This is a genomic window from Rhodococcus sp. YH3-3 (assembly GCF_001653035.1).
GTDB classification, from domain to species: Bacteria; Actinomycetota; Actinomycetes; order Mycobacteriales; family Mycobacteriaceae; genus Rhodococcus_F; species Rhodococcus_F qingshengii.
In genome coordinates this window covers 2,440,740-2,459,365 of record NZ_BCWH01000002.1, presented here as the reverse complement: position 1 = coordinate 2,459,365, position 18,626 = coordinate 2,440,740, and the positions used below count along the sequence as shown (strand labels likewise).

The 18,626-nt window shown below is 63.9% G+C and carries 15 protein-coding genes; all 15 read right to left on the bottom strand.

All coding sequences use genetic code 11. The annotated features are described in order from the left end of the window. Positions 1-48: 48 nt before the first annotated feature. Entirely contained in the window at positions 49-798 is a 750-nt protein-coding gene (locus tag YH3_RS24490) for a YggS family pyridoxal phosphate-dependent enzyme (RefSeq protein WP_007733204.1), read from the bottom strand. A 6-nt stretch (positions 799-804) separates the two neighbouring features. Further along, complete coding sequence (pgeF, locus tag YH3_RS24485; protein ID WP_007733207.1) at positions 805-1,572, bottom strand: peptidoglycan editing factor PgeF; 768 nt, start codon at positions 1,570-1,572, stop codon at positions 805-807. A 108-nt stretch (positions 1,573-1,680) separates the two neighbouring features. Next, positions 1,681-2,868 (bottom strand): cell division protein FtsZ, encoded by a 1,188-nt coding sequence (ftsZ, locus tag YH3_RS24480; RefSeq protein ID WP_003941788.1) that lies wholly within the window; start codon positions 2,866-2,868, stop codon positions 1,681-1,683. Between the two features lie 239 nt (positions 2,869-3,107). Next, positions 3,108-3,746 carry a cell division protein FtsQ/DivIB gene (locus YH3_RS24475; RefSeq protein WP_007733212.1) on the bottom strand — a complete coding sequence of 213 codons (639 nt, stop codon included), beginning with the start codon at positions 3,744-3,746 and terminating at the stop codon, positions 3,108-3,110. A 164-nt stretch (positions 3,747-3,910) separates the two neighbouring features. Next, entirely contained in the window at positions 3,911-5,419 is a 1,509-nt protein-coding gene (gene murC / locus YH3_RS24470; protein WP_030537033.1) for a UDP-N-acetylmuramate--L-alanine ligase, read from the bottom strand. Then, positions 5,416-6,585 (bottom strand): undecaprenyldiphospho-muramoylpentapeptide beta-N-acetylglucosaminyltransferase, encoded by a 1,170-nt coding sequence (gene murG / locus YH3_RS24465; RefSeq protein ID WP_003941767.1) that lies wholly within the window; start codon positions 6,583-6,585, stop codon positions 5,416-5,418. Before murG ends, murC begins: the two co-directional genes overlap by 4 nt. Further along, the gene (gene ftsW, locus YH3_RS24460; RefSeq protein WP_064444149.1) at positions 6,582-8,060 is read right to left on the bottom strand and encodes a putative lipid II flippase FtsW; all 1,479 of its coding nucleotides are present in this window, start codon (positions 8,058-8,060) and stop codon (positions 6,582-6,584) included. Before ftsW ends, murG begins: the two co-directional genes overlap by 4 nt. Then, positions 8,057-9,580, bottom strand: a complete 1,524-nt coding sequence (gene murD, locus YH3_RS24455) for a UDP-N-acetylmuramoyl-L-alanine--D-glutamate ligase (protein ID WP_064444148.1) — start codon at positions 9,578-9,580, stop codon at positions 8,057-8,059. The genes ftsW and murD overlap by 4 nt, the downstream gene beginning before the upstream one ends. 5 nt (positions 9,581-9,585) lie before the next feature. Further along, a complete protein-coding gene (gene mraY / locus YH3_RS24450; RefSeq protein ID WP_003941699.1) occupies positions 9,586-10,668 on the bottom strand; it encodes a phospho-N-acetylmuramoyl-pentapeptide-transferase in 1,083 nt (360 codons plus the stop codon). Then, on the bottom strand, positions 10,665-12,224 hold the full coding sequence (gene murF, locus YH3_RS24445; protein ID WP_064444147.1) for a UDP-N-acetylmuramoyl-tripeptide--D-alanyl-D-alanine ligase: 1,560 nt from the start codon (positions 12,222-12,224) through the stop codon (positions 10,665-10,667). The genes mraY and murF overlap by 4 nt, the downstream gene beginning before the upstream one ends. Further along, a complete protein-coding gene (locus tag YH3_RS24440; protein ID WP_058039514.1) occupies positions 12,221-13,855 on the bottom strand; it encodes a UDP-N-acetylmuramoyl-L-alanyl-D-glutamate--2,6-diaminopimelate ligase in 1,635 nt (544 codons plus the stop codon). Before YH3_RS24440 ends, murF begins: the two co-directional genes overlap by 4 nt. A gap of 199 nt (positions 13,856-14,054) precedes the next feature. Further along, a complete protein-coding gene (locus YH3_RS24435; RefSeq protein ID WP_064444146.1) occupies positions 14,055-15,929 on the bottom strand; it encodes a penicillin-binding protein 2 in 1,875 nt (624 codons plus the stop codon). Further along, a complete protein-coding gene (locus YH3_RS24430; protein ID WP_003941715.1) occupies positions 15,926-16,570 on the bottom strand; it encodes a hypothetical protein in 645 nt (214 codons plus the stop codon). Before YH3_RS24430 ends, YH3_RS24435 begins: the two co-directional genes overlap by 4 nt. Next, positions 16,567-17,580 carry a 16S rRNA (cytosine(1402)-N(4))-methyltransferase RsmH gene (gene rsmH, locus YH3_RS24425; RefSeq protein ID WP_007730079.1) on the bottom strand — a complete coding sequence of 338 codons (1,014 nt, stop codon included), beginning with the start codon at positions 17,578-17,580 and terminating at the stop codon, positions 16,567-16,569. The genes YH3_RS24430 and rsmH overlap by 4 nt, the downstream gene beginning before the upstream one ends. A gap of 190 nt (positions 17,581-17,770) precedes the next feature. Beyond that, positions 17,771-18,202, bottom strand: a complete 432-nt coding sequence (gene mraZ / locus YH3_RS24420) for a division/cell wall cluster transcriptional repressor MraZ (protein ID WP_003941779.1) — start codon at positions 18,200-18,202, stop codon at positions 17,771-17,773. Between the last annotated feature and the right edge of the window lie 424 nt (positions 18,203-18,626).

The following is an 18,626-nucleotide window of genomic DNA, read 5'->3' as shown; positions in this document are numbered from 1 at the left end:
TGCGACCGGTCGCAGCGGTGTGGACGGGTTGGGCGATCACCTGAGCGATCACCTCGAGATTACTGGTCGTGAGCCGAGCAGTGCGGTTCCGACACGCACGCAGGTTGATCCGTGGCGCACTGCAGCCTCCAGATCGCCGGTCATACCGGCCGAGAGTTCGGTTGCCCGGGGATGCGATTCGAGGATCAAAAGATGTGCCCTGCGGAGGATTTCGAACTGCTCGTCCGGATCTGATCCAAGCGGCGGGACGGCCATCAGTCCCGCGAATTCGAGACCTTCGGCTGATTCGATCCGCTCGGCGAGAGGCGTTAGCTCGCCCGTCGGAACTCCGCCACGCGCGGGGTCTCCGTCGAGACTTACCTGGATGAGCGCCCGGAGCGGCTCCGTGCGCTCACCGTCCGACAAAGCACTCAGCGCAGCCCGATCGAGTGCATCGACCAGTCGCGCACTGTCCACCGAGTGAATTGCATAGGCCCACTTCGCTACCGACCGAGCTTTGTTGCGCTGCAACTGTCCGATCATGTGCCAGCGAACCGGATCATCGATCGCGCCCGTCTGTGCAGCGCCGTCGAAGTCCGCGACCTTCTCCACTGCTTCCTGCTCACGAGACTCACCGAATTCACGGCAACCCAGTTCGTACAGGATTCGAGCGTCGGACGCCGGAAAGAATTTGGTCACCGGCAGCAGTGCTACGTCGGAAACCTCGCGACCGGCGGCAAGGCAGGCGGCCGCCAATCGCGCCCTCACCGAGTCGAGTGCCGTCGATATTTCTGTCAGCCGCATTTCCGTCTCGCGCATTTCTGCCTAGACGGTTTCCTGCGCTGCGGGCGCTTCCATCCAGATCACTGCAGCTTGACGCCCGGTCAGAGATTCTCGGCGATGACTGAACAACGCGCGATCCTCGATCGTGCACCGCGGGTCCTCGGCGACACCGGACACACCCGCGGCGAGCAACTGCTTACGCAGTCCCGCACGCAGATCGAGCCCCGGCGTGCCCTTCTCGGTGCGAGTTGCGCTGCCCGGCAAGTGCTTTTCCACGTCCGCGCGCATCGCAGCGGGAACCTCGTACTGGCGTCCGCTCGCAGCCGGACCGAGGAAGGCGCCGATACGCGAAACGTCCGCGCCCTGACGCACCATCTCCGCGAGGACGCGCGGGACGATACCGATGCGGGCACCGATCCGTCCGGCATGAACGGCCGCGATCACACCGGCCTCCTCGTCGGAGAGCAGAACGGGAACACAATCTGCACTGAGGGTGGCTAGCGCCAGGCCGGGAACAGTGGTGACCAGAGCATCCGTCACCGGAATCACTTCGTCGGTCGGTTCCGTCACGACAGTGACGTTGCGCGAATGGATTTGTTCCATCCACACGAGATGGTCAGGCTCGACGCCTATTTCGCGTGCCAGACGTCGGCGATTCGCATCGACGGCTGCCGGATCGTCTCCGACGTGATCGCCCAGATTGAACGACTCGTACGGTGACGCGGAAACACCACCGGCTCGGCTGGTCACGACGCGGCGAATGCGGGTGCGGGTGGTCGACTTCTCGGTACTCAAGATAAGTGTGCTCACAAACGTCGAAAGTTGTCGTCCGGCTCAGACGTGACCGGACATCCAGTCAAGAACAGGGTACCCAGAAATTCCGGGCACCCTGTTCTCGAAACTGTTTGTAGCCCTACGTCAGCGACGCATGAAGACCGGCACGTCGACGTCGTCGTCGCCCTCGTCTTCCTGGACCGGCGCATGGCGGGGGCCACCGATCGGAGGCAAGCTGCCCGAACCGGTGGTCTCGCGCGCTGCGGAAATCGGCTGCTCGCCAGCAGGTTCGGCGGCCACCGGCGACCGGCCGACCTCACCCGCGCGCCCGGCGCCGATAGCTCCACGTCCCTGCGCGGTCGACTCCACGGGACGACGAGCCGGAGCTCCTCCGTCGAATCCCGCAGCGATGACCGTCACACGAACCTCGTCACCGAGTGAATCGTCGATGACCGTTCCGAAGATGATGTTGGCGTCGATGTGGGCAGCTTCCTGCACCAGCGAAGCCGCCTCGTTGATCTCGAACAGACCCAGATCGCTACCGCCGGCGATCGACAGGAGCACGCCGCGGGCGCCTTCCATCGAAGCTTCGAGGAGCGGGGAATTGATCGCGGATTCCGCCGCCTTGATCGCGCGTCCCTCACCCCGAGAGGAACCGATTCCCATCAACGCACTACCGGCACCGGACATGACACCCTTGACGTCCGCGAAGTCGACGTTGATCAGACCCGGGGTGGTGATGAGGTCGGTGATGCCCTGGACGCCGTTGAGGAGAACCTCGTCCGCGCTGCGGAACGCGTCCATCAGGCTGACGGCCGCGTCACCGAGCTGGAGCAGGCGATCGTTGGGAATGACGATCAGCGTGTCGCAGGACTCGCGGAGCGCCTGGATTCCGGTATCCGCCTGTCCCCCACGACGCTTGCCCTCGAAAGAGAACGGTCGCGTCACGACACCGACGGTGAGTGCGCCCAGCTTCCGGGCGATGCTTGCCACGACAGGGGCACCACCGGTTCCGGTGCCACCACCCTCGCCTGCGGTCACGAACACCATGTCGGCGCCCTTGATGACCTCTTCGATCTCGTCCTTGTGATCTTCGGCTGCCTTGCGACCCACTTCCGGGTCGGCACCGGCGCCGAGGCCACGGGTCAATTCACGACCGACGTCGAGCTTGACGTCGGCGTCACTCATCAGAAGGGCTTGCGCGTCCGTGTTGACCGCGATGAACTCGACTCCCTTGAGTCCCTGTTCGATCATGCGGTTGACTGCGTTCACGCCGCCGCCGCCGATGCCGACGACCTTGATTACGGCGAGGTAGTTGTGCGGGGGCGTCATCGGCTCTCGCCTTCCGTGTCGTGTTTCACGCTGCTTGTCAGTGCTGCTGTCTTTGTTACTGCTGTTTTTGTAGCTTCATGCTCTTCGAGAACAACCCTAAACCTCAACCACAGGGTTAGAGTTATGTCAAGTATTCGATCTGAAACGAAACGCTATGCACCGTCGTCGCGTTCCGCCATTAGGCGCGCCGAGACACACCGAAGTATTTGCTGCGCACTGACGCACGGCTGCACCGGGCGCTATCGCACCGTCGGCAGATCAGGACTGGACACGTCGTACGTCTGCCCCGGTTGGGTCAACAGCGGAAGCGTCACAGCAGCCTTACGATCCGAGTGCTCGACACCGCCCCAGTTTACGACGCGACCGTCGAGCAGAGTCAGCGTGACACTCGAAATCGACCGAGCGGCAACCTCTCCCACCTGAAATCGCAGATCCGGCGGCAACACCGACAACACCTCGAGCGCGGCAAGCGTCGGCTCGTCGTTCCACCCCGGCGTCGGTGTCACCAGACGCGGAACCCCGGGCGGCGGGACGCCCATCTCGAAGTCGACGCCCTTCTCGTCCAGCAGGTGTGCACCCTCAGGTGAGTCGACGAAGACGACCGGTACCCGTTCGGTGACGGTGACGCGGATAGTAGACGGATACATCCGCTGCACACGAGCCGAGGCCACCTTCGGAATCGTCGCCACACGTGCGGCGGCGGCGCCGGTGTCTACCCGCATCAACGGCTGACCGGTCGGTACGGCCAGGAGCGAAAGGATCTGTTCCTCACTGACGGTCGTCGCACCGAGAACTTCGGTGCCCCGGACCGAGAGCACCGGCGACAACCAAGCCGTCAACGCAATTCCCACCACCAGCACGATTGCCAGCGGTGCCACGATCAGCGGTCGCTTGAACCACTTACGAGTCGGTGTGGGTTCGGGAGCCGGCTCCGTCGACCGCGTCGAGTATCGCGATTCGGTGCGAGTACTGCGCCGACGCGTACTGGTGGCTTGTCTGGCTCGAGGATCTCGACGCCCGCGCCGACTTCGTGCGTCGGGTGTCATCGCGGCGCGGGATGCGGCGCCGAACGCAAAGCATCGAGGATCTGTTTGCCGAGCATGGTCACGTCACCGGCACCCATCGTGATGACGATGTCGCCGGGGTGAGCCAACGCCGCCACCTGCTTTGGCGCCTGCGACAGATCCGGTTGATAGTGAACAGGTTTCGTGACCGACTGAGCGACCAGCGCACCACTGACGCCCGGCATCGGCTCTTCGCGAGCGCCGTAGACATCGAGAACGACAACCTCGTCGGCCAAGTCCAGCGCCTGCGCGAACTCCTCGGCAAACGCGGCGGTGCGTGAATAGAGATGAGGTTGGAAGACCACGATCACGCGTCCGGCTGCCGAATTGGTCGACGACGAATCGTCCTCCGGTCGAACCAGATCCGCCGCCGCGCCGAGAACCGCCCGAACTTCGGTCGGATGGTGGGCGTAGTCGTCGAACACCCGGACACCACGCTCGCGGCCGGTGAACTGGAACCGGCGGTGTACGCCACCGAATCCGGCGAGCCCCTCGACGATCTCCTCCGTCTCGGCGCCGGCGTCACGGGCAGCCAGTAGAGCCGCAAGTGCGTTGAGCGCCATGTGACGACCCGGCACTGCCATCCGCACGGTTCGCGCGGCGCTCTCGCCCGCCAGGTGGAACTGCAGGACTCCCCCGACGTCGTGCGCATGGAAGCCCAGTAGTCGGACTCCGACCTCGACACCGTCGACAGGCTCGAAGGCGGTGCCCGCCTCCACCTCCTGCGCGTCTGCCGATCCGTAACCGAGTACCCGGATGTCCGAACGGCCCGAGGCCACGATTCGCTTCGCGAGATCCGCCGATCCCGGGTCGTCGAGGCAAGCAATCAAGAGCCCACCCGGACGCAACTTGTCGACAAAATCGTCGAACACCTTCACATACGCTTCGACACTCCCGAAATAGTCGAGGTGATCGGCCTCGATGTTGGTCACGACGATCACGTTGGGGTCGTACTGCAGCAGCGACCCGTCACTCTCGTCCGCCTCCGCGACAAAGACGTCACCGCTGCCGTGATGGGCATTCGTTCCCGCTTCGTTGAGTTCGCCGCCAACGGCGAACGAAGGGTCGAAACCACAGTGCTGCAGGGCGACCACGAGCATCGACGTTGTCGACGTCTTGCCGTGTGTACCCGAAACCAGGAACGTGCGATTGCCCTGCATCAGTGATGCAAGGACAGCCGGACGAAGAATCACCGGGATTCCGCGGCGAGCGGCCTCGACGAGTTCCGGGTTGTCCTTCGGGATAGCCGCGTGCGTCGTGACGACGACGGTCGGACCACCCGGCAGCAGGTCGAGAGCATCGGCGTCGTGGCCGATCCGGACCTGCGCCCCGCGTGCACGGAGCGCCAGGACTCCTCGGCTCTCCTTGGCGTCCGAACCCGAGACGAGGCCCCCGCGGGAAAGCAGAATTCGAGCGATGCCGGACATACCGGCACCGCCGATTCCGACCATGTGTACTCGCTCGAGGTGGGCGGGCAGCGCGGTCATCGGTTTCCCCTTGCGTTTTCCTGGACGGCGTTTTCCTTTGCCGCGATGTCGAGCACGATCCGTGCGATCTCGGTTGCCGCGGTGCGGTGCCCGACGTTGGCAGCGCCACTGCTCATCTTGTCGAGGCGCGCGCTGTCGCTCAGCATCGGGACGACGGTACCGGCGACGAACGTCGGCGTGAGCTCGTTGTCGGAGACGATGATCGCACCGCCCGCTGCGACAACGGGTTTCGCGTTGAGTTCCTGCTCACCATTGCCGTGCGGCAACGGAACGTAGACGGCCGGAAGCCCGACCGCCGAGACCTCGGCGACGGTCATCGCGCCCGAACGACAGATAGTCGCGTCGGCTGCGGCATACGCGAGATCCATCCGCGAAAGATAGGGAACAGCCACATACGGTGCCGTCTCCGAGTACTGCGTGACTTCGAGGGAGTTCTTGGGTCCGTGTGCGTGAAGGACCGAGATCCCGGCCTTCGCCAGTTCTTCCGCTGCTCCGGACACCGCGTCGTTGAGCGACTTCGCGCCTTGCGATCCGCCGAAGACGAGCAGAACGGGACCGTCCTGAGGAAGTCCGAAGTACTCGCGAGCTTGCGAGCGGAGTCCCGCTCGATCGAAATTCGCGATCGACGCCCGGACCGGAATGCCGACGATCTCGGCGTCCTGATCGCCGCGGTTCTTCACACCTGACCCCGGAACGGCGGCAAGCACCCGCGTCGCCAGGCGAGCACCGATCTTGTTCGCGATTCCGGCGCTCGCGTTTGCCTCGTGGATGACGATCGGAATCTTGCGGCGGCGCCGAAGAACACCACCACGTGCTGCAAGGTAGGCCGGAAGCGCGACGTAGCCACCGAAACCGACGATCACGTCGGCGTCGACGGAATCGAGTACCTCACGGGTCTTGCGCACCGAGGCGAGGATGCGTGTCGGCAGTTTGACGAGATCCATCGTGGGCTTACGAGGAAGCGGAACCGGGGGAATGAGCTCGAGCGTGTACCCGCGAGCCGGCACCAAGGTGGTTTCTAGACCACGCGCCGTCCCGAGCGCAGTGATTCTGGTGTCGGGCGCAGCGGCCTTGACCGCGTCCGCGACAGCAAGTGCGGGTTCGATGTGACCAGCCGTGCCTCCCCCTGCCACCACTACCGACAGAGCCGATTTGTTGCCGCTCACCTACGAATTCCTCGCTCTCGAACTTCTCGTGGATCTTGTGCCCTACGTGTCGGCGCCTGCCGACGCTGACCATTCTGCCCTCCCGCGGTGCGCTTCCGTGACCCAGCGGCCGCACCTCGGTTGGAATCCGAGGAAGGGCGAGCGCCTTGATCTGCCCGCTTGCGTCGATCGCCCGTCTCGATCGCGCGCCGGCCGTCGCGTCCGCGTGCCGGTTCGATCTGCCGTGCGGGCTTCGGTCGACGGATCGGCCGGCCCCCTGACGGCGGGGGGTACAGCACGGGCTTCGGCAGTCTGAGCAACTTCGAGATCTTGCCGTCCTGCCCGGAGTTCAGAGCGGCAACTGCTTCGGGCTCGTGGCGCGCTGCATTGGCGATGACACCGAACATGAACAACGTGATCGCCAAGGACGAACCGCCGGCGGAGACCAAGGGCAACTGGAGTCCGGTCACCGGCAGCAGTCCGATGACGTAACCGATGTTGATCATTGCCTGGCCGACGATCCAGGTAGTTGCAGTGGCCGACAGGAGCCGCCAGAACGGATCGATGCTGCGGGCTGCGATCCGCAATCCCGTGTAGACGAATACAGCGAACAAACCGATCACCACTGCGCAGCCGACAAATCCCAACTCTTCGCCGATGATCGCGAAGATGAAGTCGTTGTGCGCGTTGGGTAGGTAGTTCCACTTGGCGACGCTCTGACCGAGTCCGCGTCCGAAAAGGCCCCCGTCGGCGAGCGAATACAAAGCCTGCTTGGCCTGATAGTTGTTGCCCTGCAGGTCGTCGCTCTTGTTGAAGAAGGCTTGAACTCGATCGGAACGATAACCGGCCGTCATCGCCAGCACGCCCGCCACGACGACGCCCGTCACCGCGATCGAGCCGAAGAGCTTCAGTGGCAGCCCACCGAACCACAGCAGGGCCCCGACGATGATTCCCAATGCGATGGTCGTACTGAGGTTCGGTTGCGCGACGACCAGCGCGAAGACCAGCATTGCTGCGGGCACGAGCGGAATCAGGATCGACTTCACGGATCGGTCGTCCGGCCGCCGCGAAGCCAACAGATGGGCGCCCCAGATCGCCAACGCGACCTTCATGATTTCCGAGGGCTGCACCGAGAACCCGCCGACGTTGAACCAGCGACGCGCGCCCTGCGCTTCTGTGCCGATTCCCGGAATCAGGACGAGTACCAGCATGATCAGCACGACGACGAACAGCGGAAACGAGTACTGCCGGAGCACTCTCGCCGGGATCCGCAGCGCGACGTAGAAGAGCACAGCTCCGAGAATCGCGAAGATCAACTGCTGGGTGAACAACGAATACGCCGAGCCACCGGACACGTACTGCTCGACGCTCGACGCCGACAGAACCATCACGAGCCCCAAGACAGTCAACATCGTGGCAATCGTCACCACCAGGTGGAACGACGCCAACGGCCGCGCCAACCAGGCACCGATTCGGGTCTTGGGACCCTTGGTCATAGCAAGTTCCCGGCTTGGCCAGGCGAATCCGTGAACGGATCGGGTAATGCGGCTACGGCGGCGGCGAAGCTGTCACCACGATGTCCGTAGCTGGCGAACATGTCCAAGGACGCGGCGGCCGGGGCGAGTACAACTGCATCACCGGGGGACGCCAACTCGGCAGCTTCGATTACCACTGCGGCCATGACGGCATCCGCGTCGGCACCCGACGGCAGCCGGATGGTGAGAGTCGAGTTGCTGCTGTTTTCGCTCACCACTGCATCGTCCCCCGACATCACGTGCACCACGGGAACATCGGGTGCGTGTCGCGCGAGCGCGTCCTCGATCACACCAGCGTCACGCCCGAGAAGGACAGCGCCGGAGAGTCGAGGGCCGACTTCGCTCACCAATTGGTCGACGCTGGCTCCCTTGAGCAGACCGCCTGCAACCCAGACGACGCGATCGTGCGCGAGTATCGACGGTCTGGCTGCGTGCGGATTGGTGGCCTTGGAGTCGTCGATGTACACAACGGACCCGACACGGCCGACCAGCGCCCCTCGGTGTGGGCCGACCTTGTGTGCGGCCAGACCGCGTTCGACGACGTCTGCCTCGAATCCGAGTGCCCGCGCCAAGGCGGCGGCGGCCAGCGCGTCCATGACGCCTGCCGGGCCGGCGGGATCTATCGACGCTGCTTCGGCCAAGCGGACGTGATCGCCGAATGCGTTGTCCACGAGGTGTCCCGCTTCGACCCCCAGTTCCCCTTCGCCCGGTTCACCCAATCTGAACCCGGTGACAATGTCTGCAGTTGCGCGAGTTCCCAGTTCGGAAGCGATCGCGTCATCGAGGCCGACCACCGCGACCTTTCCGCTCAGCGCCCGCGACTTGGCCTCGGCGTACGCGCTCATTCCGCCGTGCCAGTCGAGGTGATCCTCGGCGACGTTGAGGACCACGCCGGCATCCGGACGCACCGAAGGCGCCCAGTGCAATTGGAAGGACGACAGTTCGACAGCGAGGTACTCCACGCGCGGCGACGTCTCGGCGAGTGCGTCGAGTATCGGCAGCCCGATGTTTCCGCAGGCTCGGCCGACAACTCCAGCGGCGTCGAGAATCGAGGCCAGCATCGACGTCGTCGTGGTCTTTCCGTTCGTCCCCGTCACGACGAGCCATTTACGGGGTGTGCCGAAGTGCCCGCTGTGGTCGACGCGCCAGGAGAACTCGACGTCTCCCCAGATGGGAATCCCGTGACCGGCGGCGGCTGCAAGGATCGGTGCATCCGGCCGAAAGCCCGGACTGGTGACGACGAGCCCGTACTCGGTGATCGAATCCGGAGCATCCTCGATCGAGGTGGTGGTCACCATGTCCGCGCCGAGCTCCGCGCAGCGCTCCGCCAAGTCCAAGGTCGAATCGGCGACCGTCACGACAGCACCGAGGGCGACGAGAGGCTCGATAGTCGCTTGACCGGACACCCTCCCTCCGGCGACCAGCACGCGCGTACCGCGAAGCCAGGACAGATCATTCTCGGAAGCCGCTGAGCTGGTCATGGTTTTCAGCCTCCGAGCGCTGCGAGGTATTCGCTGTAGAAGAGTGCCAATCCGATAGCCGACGCAATAGCCGCCAGCAACCAGAATCTGATAATGACCGTGGTTTCAGCCCACCCGGCGAGTTCGAAGTGGTGATGGAACGGCGCCATTCGGAAGACCCGCCGTCGGCTGGACCGGAACACCGCTACCTGGATCACCACCGACGCGGCCTCCGCGACGAACAGTGCACCGATGACCACCATCAACAGTTCCGTGCTGGTGGTGATCGACAATCCGGCGAGCATGCCGCCGAGGGCAAGAGAACCGGTGTCGCCCATGAAGATCTTGGCGGGTGCGGCATTCCACCAGAGGAAACCGATGCACGCGCCCGCGCCTGCCGCGCAGAGCACCGCGAGGTCGAGCGGGTCTCGGACGTCGTAGCAACCCTTACCGGGATTCGTCTCGCACGAGTAGCGGAACTGCCAGAACGTGATGATGACGTAGGCGCCGAGAACGAAACTCATCGCTCCGGCGGCCAATCCGTCGAGGCCGTCGGTCAGGTTGACGGCATTGGACCAGGCGCTGACCAGTAGGTAGCAGAAGGCGATGAAGACCACGGAACCGAGTGAGACGGTGGCGATGTCGCGGACGTACGACAGATGAACACTGCCCGGAGTCAGCCCGTCGTCACCGCGGAACTGAAGGGCCAAAATTCCGAAGGCAATGGCAGCGACGAACTGGCCGACCAGCTTCGCTGTCTTGTTCAGTCCCAGATTGCGCTGCTTGCGGATCTTGATGAAGTCGTCGAGGAAACCGACTCCACCGAGCGCGGTGGTCAGACCGAGAACGAGTAGGCCGGACGCCGACGGTCCCTCCGCGTTGTCCATGCCGAGACCGATGAGGTGTGAGCCGAGATAGCCGGCCCAGATTCCGGTCAGGATCGCGACGCCGCCCATCGTGGGAGTGCCGCGCTTGGCCTGGTGACTGGCTGGACCTTCGGTTCGGATCTCCTGCCCGAAACCTTGTTTCGAGAACGCCTTGATCAGGATCGGCGTGAGCATGATGGAGACCGCCAGCGCGATGCCTGCGGCGAGAAGAATCTGGATCACTGCGAATCCCCGCCGTTCTCGCCATCGGTGTTCGCGTCACCGGTGTTGTCGCTGGGCGTTGCGGCCAGTATCGCTTCGGCGACCGTCCACAGTTCCACCGACTTGGACGCCTTCACCAGGACGAGATCGCCCGGTTCGAGTTCCGCTTCGAGAATGGCGATTGCCGCAGCTGCGTCGGGCACGACGACGGACTCGTCACCCCACGACCCCTCCATCACTGCTCCTTGATGCATCGCACGCGAGGTGCGGCCCGTCCCGACGACGATCAACTTGCTGACATCGAGTCTGACGGCCAGGCGACCGATCGCGTCGTGCTCGACAACTGATTCCGGTCCGAGCTCACCCATCTCTCCGAGCACAGCCCAGCTACGGCGACCGAAGTGCCGATCCGATCGCGCCATGGACACCAACGCTTTGAGCGCAGCGCGCATGGAATCGGGATTGGCGTTGTAACTGTCGTTGACGACGGTGACGCCGTCGGCGCGCTCGGTGACTTCCATCCGCCTCGCGGACGCTGCCTTCGTGCCCTCGAGGACACGCGCGATGTCTGCAACCGCGAGGCCGTTCTCGAGTGCGACGGCCGCCGCGGCCAGGGCGTTGCTCACGTGGTGTTCGCCGTGAACGGCCAGGCGAATACGTGCAGAACCCTGTGAACAGTTCAGTGTGAAGGAAGCCCTGGCCTGGTCGTCGACAACCACGTCGGTCGCCCGAACGTCGCAGTCTTCGGACTGACCGACGAATACGATCCGGGCCTTGGTTCGACTCGCCATTGCGGCGACCATGCGGTCGTCGGCGTTGAGGACCGCAACTCCACCGTCGGCTGCCGACGGGAGTGCTTCCACCAGTTCACCTTTGGCGACCGCGATCGCTTCACGCGAACCGAACTCACCGAGATGGGCAGTGCCCACATTGAGAACTACGCCGATCTTCGGCGGCGCGATCTTCGTCAGTTCGCCGACATGACCGACCCCACGGGCCGACATCTCGAGAACGAGGAAGCGGGTCCTCTCGTCGGCGCGGAGCACTGTCCACGGCAGACCTAATTCGTTGTTGAACGACCCGGGGGGCGCAACCACCTCGCCGCACTCGCGCAGCAGCGCTGCTATCAGATCCTTGGTCGAGGTCTTGCCGGCAGAACCGGTGACTCCGACAAGCGTCAGTCCACCATCGGTCGGTGCGCCGTTAGTTGCCAGTTCGTCGACGACGGCTCGGGCCAGAAGGCCGAGGGCATGCAGGACCGCGGCTCCGGACCCGTCGGTGTCGTGTTCGAGCAGCATCACTGCACTGGGACCGTCGTTCGGCACCGATGGAACGACGATTGCCGGAACTCCGACCGGCCGCGCCGCGAGCACCGCCACAGCGCCCGCTGCCACCGCCGCTTCCGCGTGATCATGACCGTCGACACGCGCTCCGGGTAGGGCGAGGAAGAGCCCACCTGGAGCTACTTTGCGCGAATCGAATTCGACGGTTCCAGTCACCTGCGTCGACGAATCGTCGACGTCGTGCAGGGTTCCTCCGACGATCTCGGCGATCCGAGAGAGCGTCATCGGGATCATTGCTTGCCTCCATGTGCTGTGTTGATCGCGAATCGGCCGATCATTTCGCCCAACACCTCGCGGTCGTCGAACGGGTGTTTGACCCCGTCGATTTCTTGACCTACTTCGTGGCCTTTGCCTGCCACCAGGACGACATCTCCTGGCTGTGCCCACCGGACTGCTTGCTCGATCGCGGCGGCCCGGTCCCCCACTTCGCGAACCTCGCCGCGTTCGGATTCGAGCACGTCCATGGCGCCTTGCATCACCGAAGCGCGAATCTTCGCCGGATCCTCGGTGCGTGGGTTGTCGTCGGTGACGATCAGCAGGTCTGCGCCTCGCGCACCCGCTTCACCCATGAGTGCCCGTTTGCCGGCGTCGCGGTCACCGCCCGCACCGACCACCACGGCCACTCGGCCGGGAACCTGGTTGCGCAGCGTGGCGATCACGGCTTCGAGCGCTGCCGGCTTGTGGGCGTAGTCGACCACGGCGAGAAAGCTCTGCCCCCGGTCGATCCGCTGAACTCGCCCCGGGACGTCCACGGTCCCGAGCGCTCGAACAGCCGCGTCCGGGTCGAGTCCCGCAGCAAAACTGACGGTCAACGCCAGCGCAGCGTTGGCCACGTTGTATCGCCCGGGGAGACGAAGTGAGACTGGCCACGACTGTCCATCCGGCCCGACCAACTCGAAGGTCTGCGAGCCGTCCTCGGCAACCTCGACTGCGCCGACCGTCCACTCGGCCTCGGCCGTCGAGGTCGAGACCGTGGTCACCGCGTCGCTCTCGTCGGTCGCGGCCAACTCGGCCATCCGTCGACCCCACACGTCGTCGACGCAGACGACGGCATGCTCGGCTCGCACCGTCGACTCAGGATCGAACAACCGAGCCTTGGCCTGGAAGTACTCCTCGAAGTCCCGATGGAAATCCAGGTGGTCCTGCGAAAGATTGGTGAACGCGCCGATGTCGAAGCGGATGCCGTCGACGCGTCCGAGAGCAAGAGCGTGACTGGAGACCTCCATGACGACGGTATCGATCCCCTGCTCTGCCATCACGGCGAACAGAGCATGCAGTTGCGGAGCTTCCGGCGTGGTCAGAGCGCTGGGCACCCGGCGGCCGTCGATTCGAGTCTCGATGGTCCCGACCAGGCCGGGCTTGCGGCCGGCTCCGGCAATCGCAGCTTCGAGCAAGTACGACGTCGTGGTCTTGCCCGATGTACCGGTAATCCCGACGACCTGCATCTTCTCCGAGGGCCGGCCGTAGATTTCCGCGGAGATCTCACCGAGCACATCCCGCGGGTTCGGATGAACGAGAACTGGGACGGACCGGTCAGGCGCCTTGTCCGCGGCCTCGATCAGTTCGAGGCCGGCCTCGTCGGTCAAGATCGCGGTCGCACCGCGCCCCAGAGCGTCGACGGCGAACTGAGCGCCATGGGTCCGTGCACCGGGCAGAGCGGCGAAGAGGTCATCGGTCACGATTCCCTGCGCACGCAGGTCGACGCCCTTGACGACGACCTCCGAGGACTGTGATCCCGGTTGCCCCACCCATTCGAGGCGAGCCCCGGACAGTTCGGAGAGCGCCGTGATCGCGGTAGCAACCGGTTGTGTCGGACGCGTCCCGGGAGCGCCGTCCGAGTTCGACGATTGCAAACGATTCGGCACTGTCACTCGACTCCTGGCAATTGTCGTTGTTCTATCGCGGTCGTTGTCTATGGCGGTCGTTGTCTATGGCGGTCGTTGTCTATGGCGGTCGCAACGCAAGCAAAGTTCGGCGCACTGCGATGAATGAGGTTACTGCGACGTTTGAGATTACCGTGTCCGGGATTCACCCGAAGACCGTGTCGAAACCGACACACCGCAATCAGTCCGCCTGCAACACCAACTTGCGACCGGGGTCCGGCGACATCGGGACACTGTCACGCTGGAGCATCCACGACGCGATGTTGTGGAACAACGGTGCCGCCGACTGACCGCCGCCGCCGTCCACGCCGCGAACCGGTGCGTCGAGCATGATTCCGATCACGAATCGAGGATTGTCCGCAGGCGCGATTCCCGCGAAGGTGATCCAGTAGTTGGAGTTGGAGTAGCACTTGCACGCGGGATCCACCTGCTGCGCGGTCCCGGTCTTTCCACTGACCTGGTATCCCTCGACGCCCGCGGCAACACCGGTTCCTCGTTGGTTGCCGGTGTCTTCCTGAGTGACCGACCGGAACATGTCCCGAACGGTCGCCGCTGTCTGGGCGCTGACCACCTCGACGCCCTCGGGCTGCGGCGTCTCGGTCCGCGTGCCGGAAGAATCGACAGTCGACTTCACGATCCGCGGAGGAATTCGCACGCCGTCGTTGGCAATGGCCTGGTACATCCCGGTCATCTGCAGGGTTGTCATCGAGAGACCCTGCCCGATCGGCAGGTTCGCGAAGGTTCCGCCCGACCACTGGTCGCGACTCGGAACGCTGCCCGCGCTCTCGCCGGGAAGTCCGACGTCGGTGCGTTGTCCGAGGCCGAACCTGTTCAGCATGTCTGCGTAGCGATCCTCGCCCACTCGCTGAGCGAGCATCAAGGTGCCGACGTTCGAGGACTTTCCGAACACACCGGTAGAGGTGTACGGGGCCACACCGTGATCCCACGCGTCCTTGACTGTGGCACCGGACATCGTGATGCTGCCCGGGACCTGCAGAACTTCGTCCGGAGTTGTCTTACCGTCCTCGATGGCCGCTGCTGCGGTGACGATCTTGTTCACCGATCCGGGCTCGAACGGCGTACTGACCGACGGATTGCCCATTTCGGCTGTCGGCGCGTTCTTGTCGATGCCGATTGCGGGGTTGAAGGTGCTGTCGTTGGACATGGCCAACACCTGTCCCGTCTTGGAGTCCATGACCACAACCGAAGCGTTCTTTGCGCCCGACTTGTCCTTGGCGATCTGGACCTGCTGCTGAACGTAGAACTGGAGGTCCGAATCGATGGTCAGCTCGACACCCGAACCGTTGACTGCCGGTTGCTTGTCACGCCAGCTACCGGGGATCACAGCGCCGTCGGAACCGCGGTCATACGTTTCGGATCCATCGGTTCCGGCGAGCGTGGAGTCCATCGAATCTTCGAGACCGAGCAAACCGTGCCCGTCCCAGCCGGTCGCGCCGACGAGATTCGCGGCCAGAGAGCCACCGGGGTACTCGCGGATGTCCTGACGCTCGAGGCCGACCTCCCGGAACTTGTCCGAGATCTCGGCAGCAACCGCCGGATCCACGCTGCGCGCGAGGTACGTGAAAGTCTCGTTGCTGTTCATCTTCTGAAGCAGATCTTTTTCCGGAACGGTATCGCCGAGCTTGGCGTGGATTCCGGCGGCGATCTCGGCGAGGCGATCGCTCACTTCCGGCGCCTGCTTGTCACCCTCGGCGCCCTGCTCGATGCTCTTGGCGCGCGCTTCCTCGAGTTCCTTGCGTACCCGCACCGGCTGGAAAGTCAGCGCCTTGGCTTCCATGGTGAAGGCGAGGGGGTTTCCGTTGCGATCGGTTATCGAGCCACGTACAGCCGGATCGACCTGGGTCGTGGTTCGTTGATTGGCAGATTCCGCAGCCAGACTCGGCGCGTCGATTCCCTGAATCCACAAGAGCTGCAATGCCGCAACGGCGAGCGCACCACACATGGTGTTACGACCGACTCGCTGACGAAACGGAAATGAGGCGGTGGCCGAGCGGCGCGGACGCCGACCGGGGTTGTTACGGGAGTTCTGACTCACCGACGTTCCTCAGGCGGAGCAGGCACCGCCGTCGTGGTGGCGGGTGCTGTCGTCGTGGGGATCACAGGAACCAATTGTTCACTCTGCGCGAGGTTTCGCGTGTTATTCGGAACGCTCGGCGTGGCTCCGGGAGCAACCGGCGTTGTGGTGCGCGGGGGTGTCGCAGTCGGTGCGGGCACCGATGTGGGCGCATCGAGCGGAGGCATAGCTCCGGCAGTCGCGGGAGTCGGCGTTCCGACGACCTCGACCGAACCGTCCGGATGAACTACCAGTCGTGCAGGGTCCTTGGCGGGGACCATGCCGAGAGCGCTTGCCTGATTTGCCAACTCCGGAGCCGAGTTACGCGACTGGAAGTCACGTTCGAGCGCTGCTTTCTGCTCGACCAAAGACTGGTTGTATGCACGTGCATCACTGAGTTGGTACGAATCCTCGGCAGCGCGAGTGGTCAGCAGCAGAGTCACCGCGAGACCGATGGACAGAAGTCCGATGACGGAGGCGACGAACGGCACTCTCCCCTTGAGCATCGCCCGAGGAGAGATAGACGGGCCGGCAGCAGCGACAGTTCCGGTCCGGCCTGCCGCCCGTGCGGTGCGCTTGTCGTATGCACGTTGCGCTGCACCGGATTTGCCCTGACGACTCATGCCCGCCTCCTGGAAATGCGTTCTGCGGCACGCAAACGCACCGGAGCTGATCGTGGGTTCTCTTCGATTTCCTGCTCTGACGCACGTTCTGCGCCACGGGTGAGAATGCGGAACTCCGGTCCCATACCCGGCAACTCGACCGGTAGTCCTTCAGGACTGGTGGACTTCGAGCGGGGAACCAACTCCGCCTTCACAACTCGATCCTCGAGCGACTGGTAGGACATGAACACCACTCGCCCACCGACTGCCAGTGCGTCGAGCCCGGCAGGAACGGCTGCACGAAGCGAATCCAACTCGGCATTGACTTCGATCCGCAGCGCTTGGAAGGTGCGCTTGGCCGGGTGTCCCCCCGTACGCCGCGTGGCTGCCGGGATTGTTCGGTACAGCAATTCGACCAGAGCTGCACTGGTGGTGAAGGGTTCACGCTCACGCTGCCGAAGGATCTCGGACGCAATCTTTCCCGCGAACCGTTCTTCGCCGTACGTGCTCAGAATGCGAGCAAGGTCGCCGTGACTGTAGGTGTTCAGGACCTCTGCCGCGGTCAGCCCGACCGTCTGATCCATCCGCATGTCGAGAGGAGCGTCGATCGAGTACGCAAAACCTCGGTCGGCTTCGTCCAACTGCATCGACGACACACCCAGATCGAAAAGGATCGCGTGAACCGACTCCGTCGACGGCAGACCTGCCTGTTCGAGCGCGTCCTCGATCCCGTCATACGTGGTGTGCACGAACGTCGTTCGGTCCGCGAATGGCGCCAGACGCTCGGAAGCGATCCGGAGTGCGTTGGTGTCGCGATCGAGACCGATGAGGTGAAGGCCCGGGTACTTGCCCAGGAAGAATTCGGAGTGGCCACCGAGCCCCAACGTCGCATCGATCATGTATGCGCCCGCTCCACCGTCACCGACGGCGGTGATGGCAGGGCCGAGAAGATCGTCGGCGCGGTGCAGAAGTACAGGGACGTGCGCGAAGCCATCGGCATCCGAGGGTTCGTTCACCTCGTGATCCACCATGATTGCTCCGGCTCCTACTTTCATGATTTCCGATGACTTTTCGAAAAGGTGCTGACTTTCCGAGAAGGCGATGACTGTTCGAGAAGGCGAATGCTTCGAGGTCCCTGCCCGAAGGAGAACCTGGCGCTGGGGAAGTGCGTCAGGGTCTTTCCGGGCAGAGGCCTCGCGGCATTCGCCGGGGGCTCTTCGCCTAGACGATCTCGCTGAGAGATTCGCCTGTTGCCTGCGAATAGTCCTCTTCGTTGTCTCCGAGATACCTCTCCCAGGCTGCTAGATCCCAGATCTCGAGGTAATCGACGGAGCCGGTCACTACGCATTCCTTGGACAGGTTTGCGTAACGCCGATGATCAGCCGAGAGGGTGATTCGCCCCTGGGCATCGGCGTGCTGTTCATCTGTGCCGGCGGCCAGGGCACGGACATACGCCCGAGCTGCCGGATCATTGCGTGGAGCTGCCGCTGCCTTTCGAGCAAGCTTGACGAACTCGTCCCGGGGGTAGATGGCGAGGCTGTGATCCTGACTCTTGGTGATCATCAATCCTCCTGCCAGTTCGTCTCGGAACTTTGCCGGCAACGTGAGCCGACCTTTGTCGTCGAGCTTCGGCGTGAAGGTACCGAGGAACACTCGACACCTCCTGCGAGCTTGCGCTGAAACCCTCCCTATCGAGCGGATCGTGCTTCAGCTCTCCGCCCGAACCCACAGTACCCCACTTTCCCCCACAAACAAGGAGCACATGGTCCCTATTCAGCATCATTTGCTGATAAATAGCAGGTCAGCGCAGGTGGGGAGACGTGGGGGAAATTTGTAACCGTGTCCCGGCCCACACCGCCGTCAGATCGACCCTTTACGCCACGATCTGTTGCTCCCCCACACAAAATCGCAGTACAAGCGCGGTTTTCGAATAGACGTGAGCGGGACGAGGTCTGGTCGTGCGTTGCAGTTCGACCAGGGTGGAGGAAAGTGGAGGGCCGAGTGGAGCGAAGTGGAGGAAGCCCGCGGGCATGCCCTGAGGCAGCAGGAGTGGCGAGTGATTCGCTCGCACGTCACT

What these genes read in the sequence shown, in the direction of transcription:
- YH3_RS24430 (WP_003941715.1), bottom strand. Translation starts at nt 16,570, where the DNA reads ATGAGTCGTCAGGGCAAATCCGGTGCAGCGCAACGTGCATACGACAAG.
- ftsW (WP_064444149.1), bottom strand. Translation starts at nt 8,060, where the DNA reads ATGACCAAGGGTCCCAAGACCCGAATCGGTGCCTGGTTGGCGCGGCCG.
- YH3_RS24490 (WP_007733204.1), bottom strand. Translation starts at nt 798, where the DNA reads ATGCGCGAGACGGAAATGCGGCTGACAGAAATATCGACGGCACTCGAC.
- murF (WP_064444147.1), bottom strand. Translation starts at nt 12,224, where the DNA reads ATGATCCCGATGACGCTCTCTCGGATCGCCGAGATCGTCGGAGGAACC.
- murC (WP_030537033.1), bottom strand. Translation starts at nt 5,419, where the DNA reads ATGACCGCGCTGCCCGCCCACCTCGAGCGAGTACACATGGTCGGAATC.
- rsmH (WP_007730079.1), bottom strand. Translation starts at nt 17,580, where the DNA reads ATGGTGGATCACGAGGTGAACGAACCCTCGGATGCCGATGGCTTCGCG.
- murD (WP_064444148.1), bottom strand. Translation starts at nt 9,580, where the DNA reads ATGACCAGCTCAGCGGCTTCCGAGAATGATCTGTCCTGGCTTCGCGGT.
- ftsZ (WP_003941788.1), bottom strand. Translation starts at nt 2,868, where the DNA reads ATGACGCCCCCGCACAACTACCTCGCCGTAATCAAGGTCGTCGGCATC.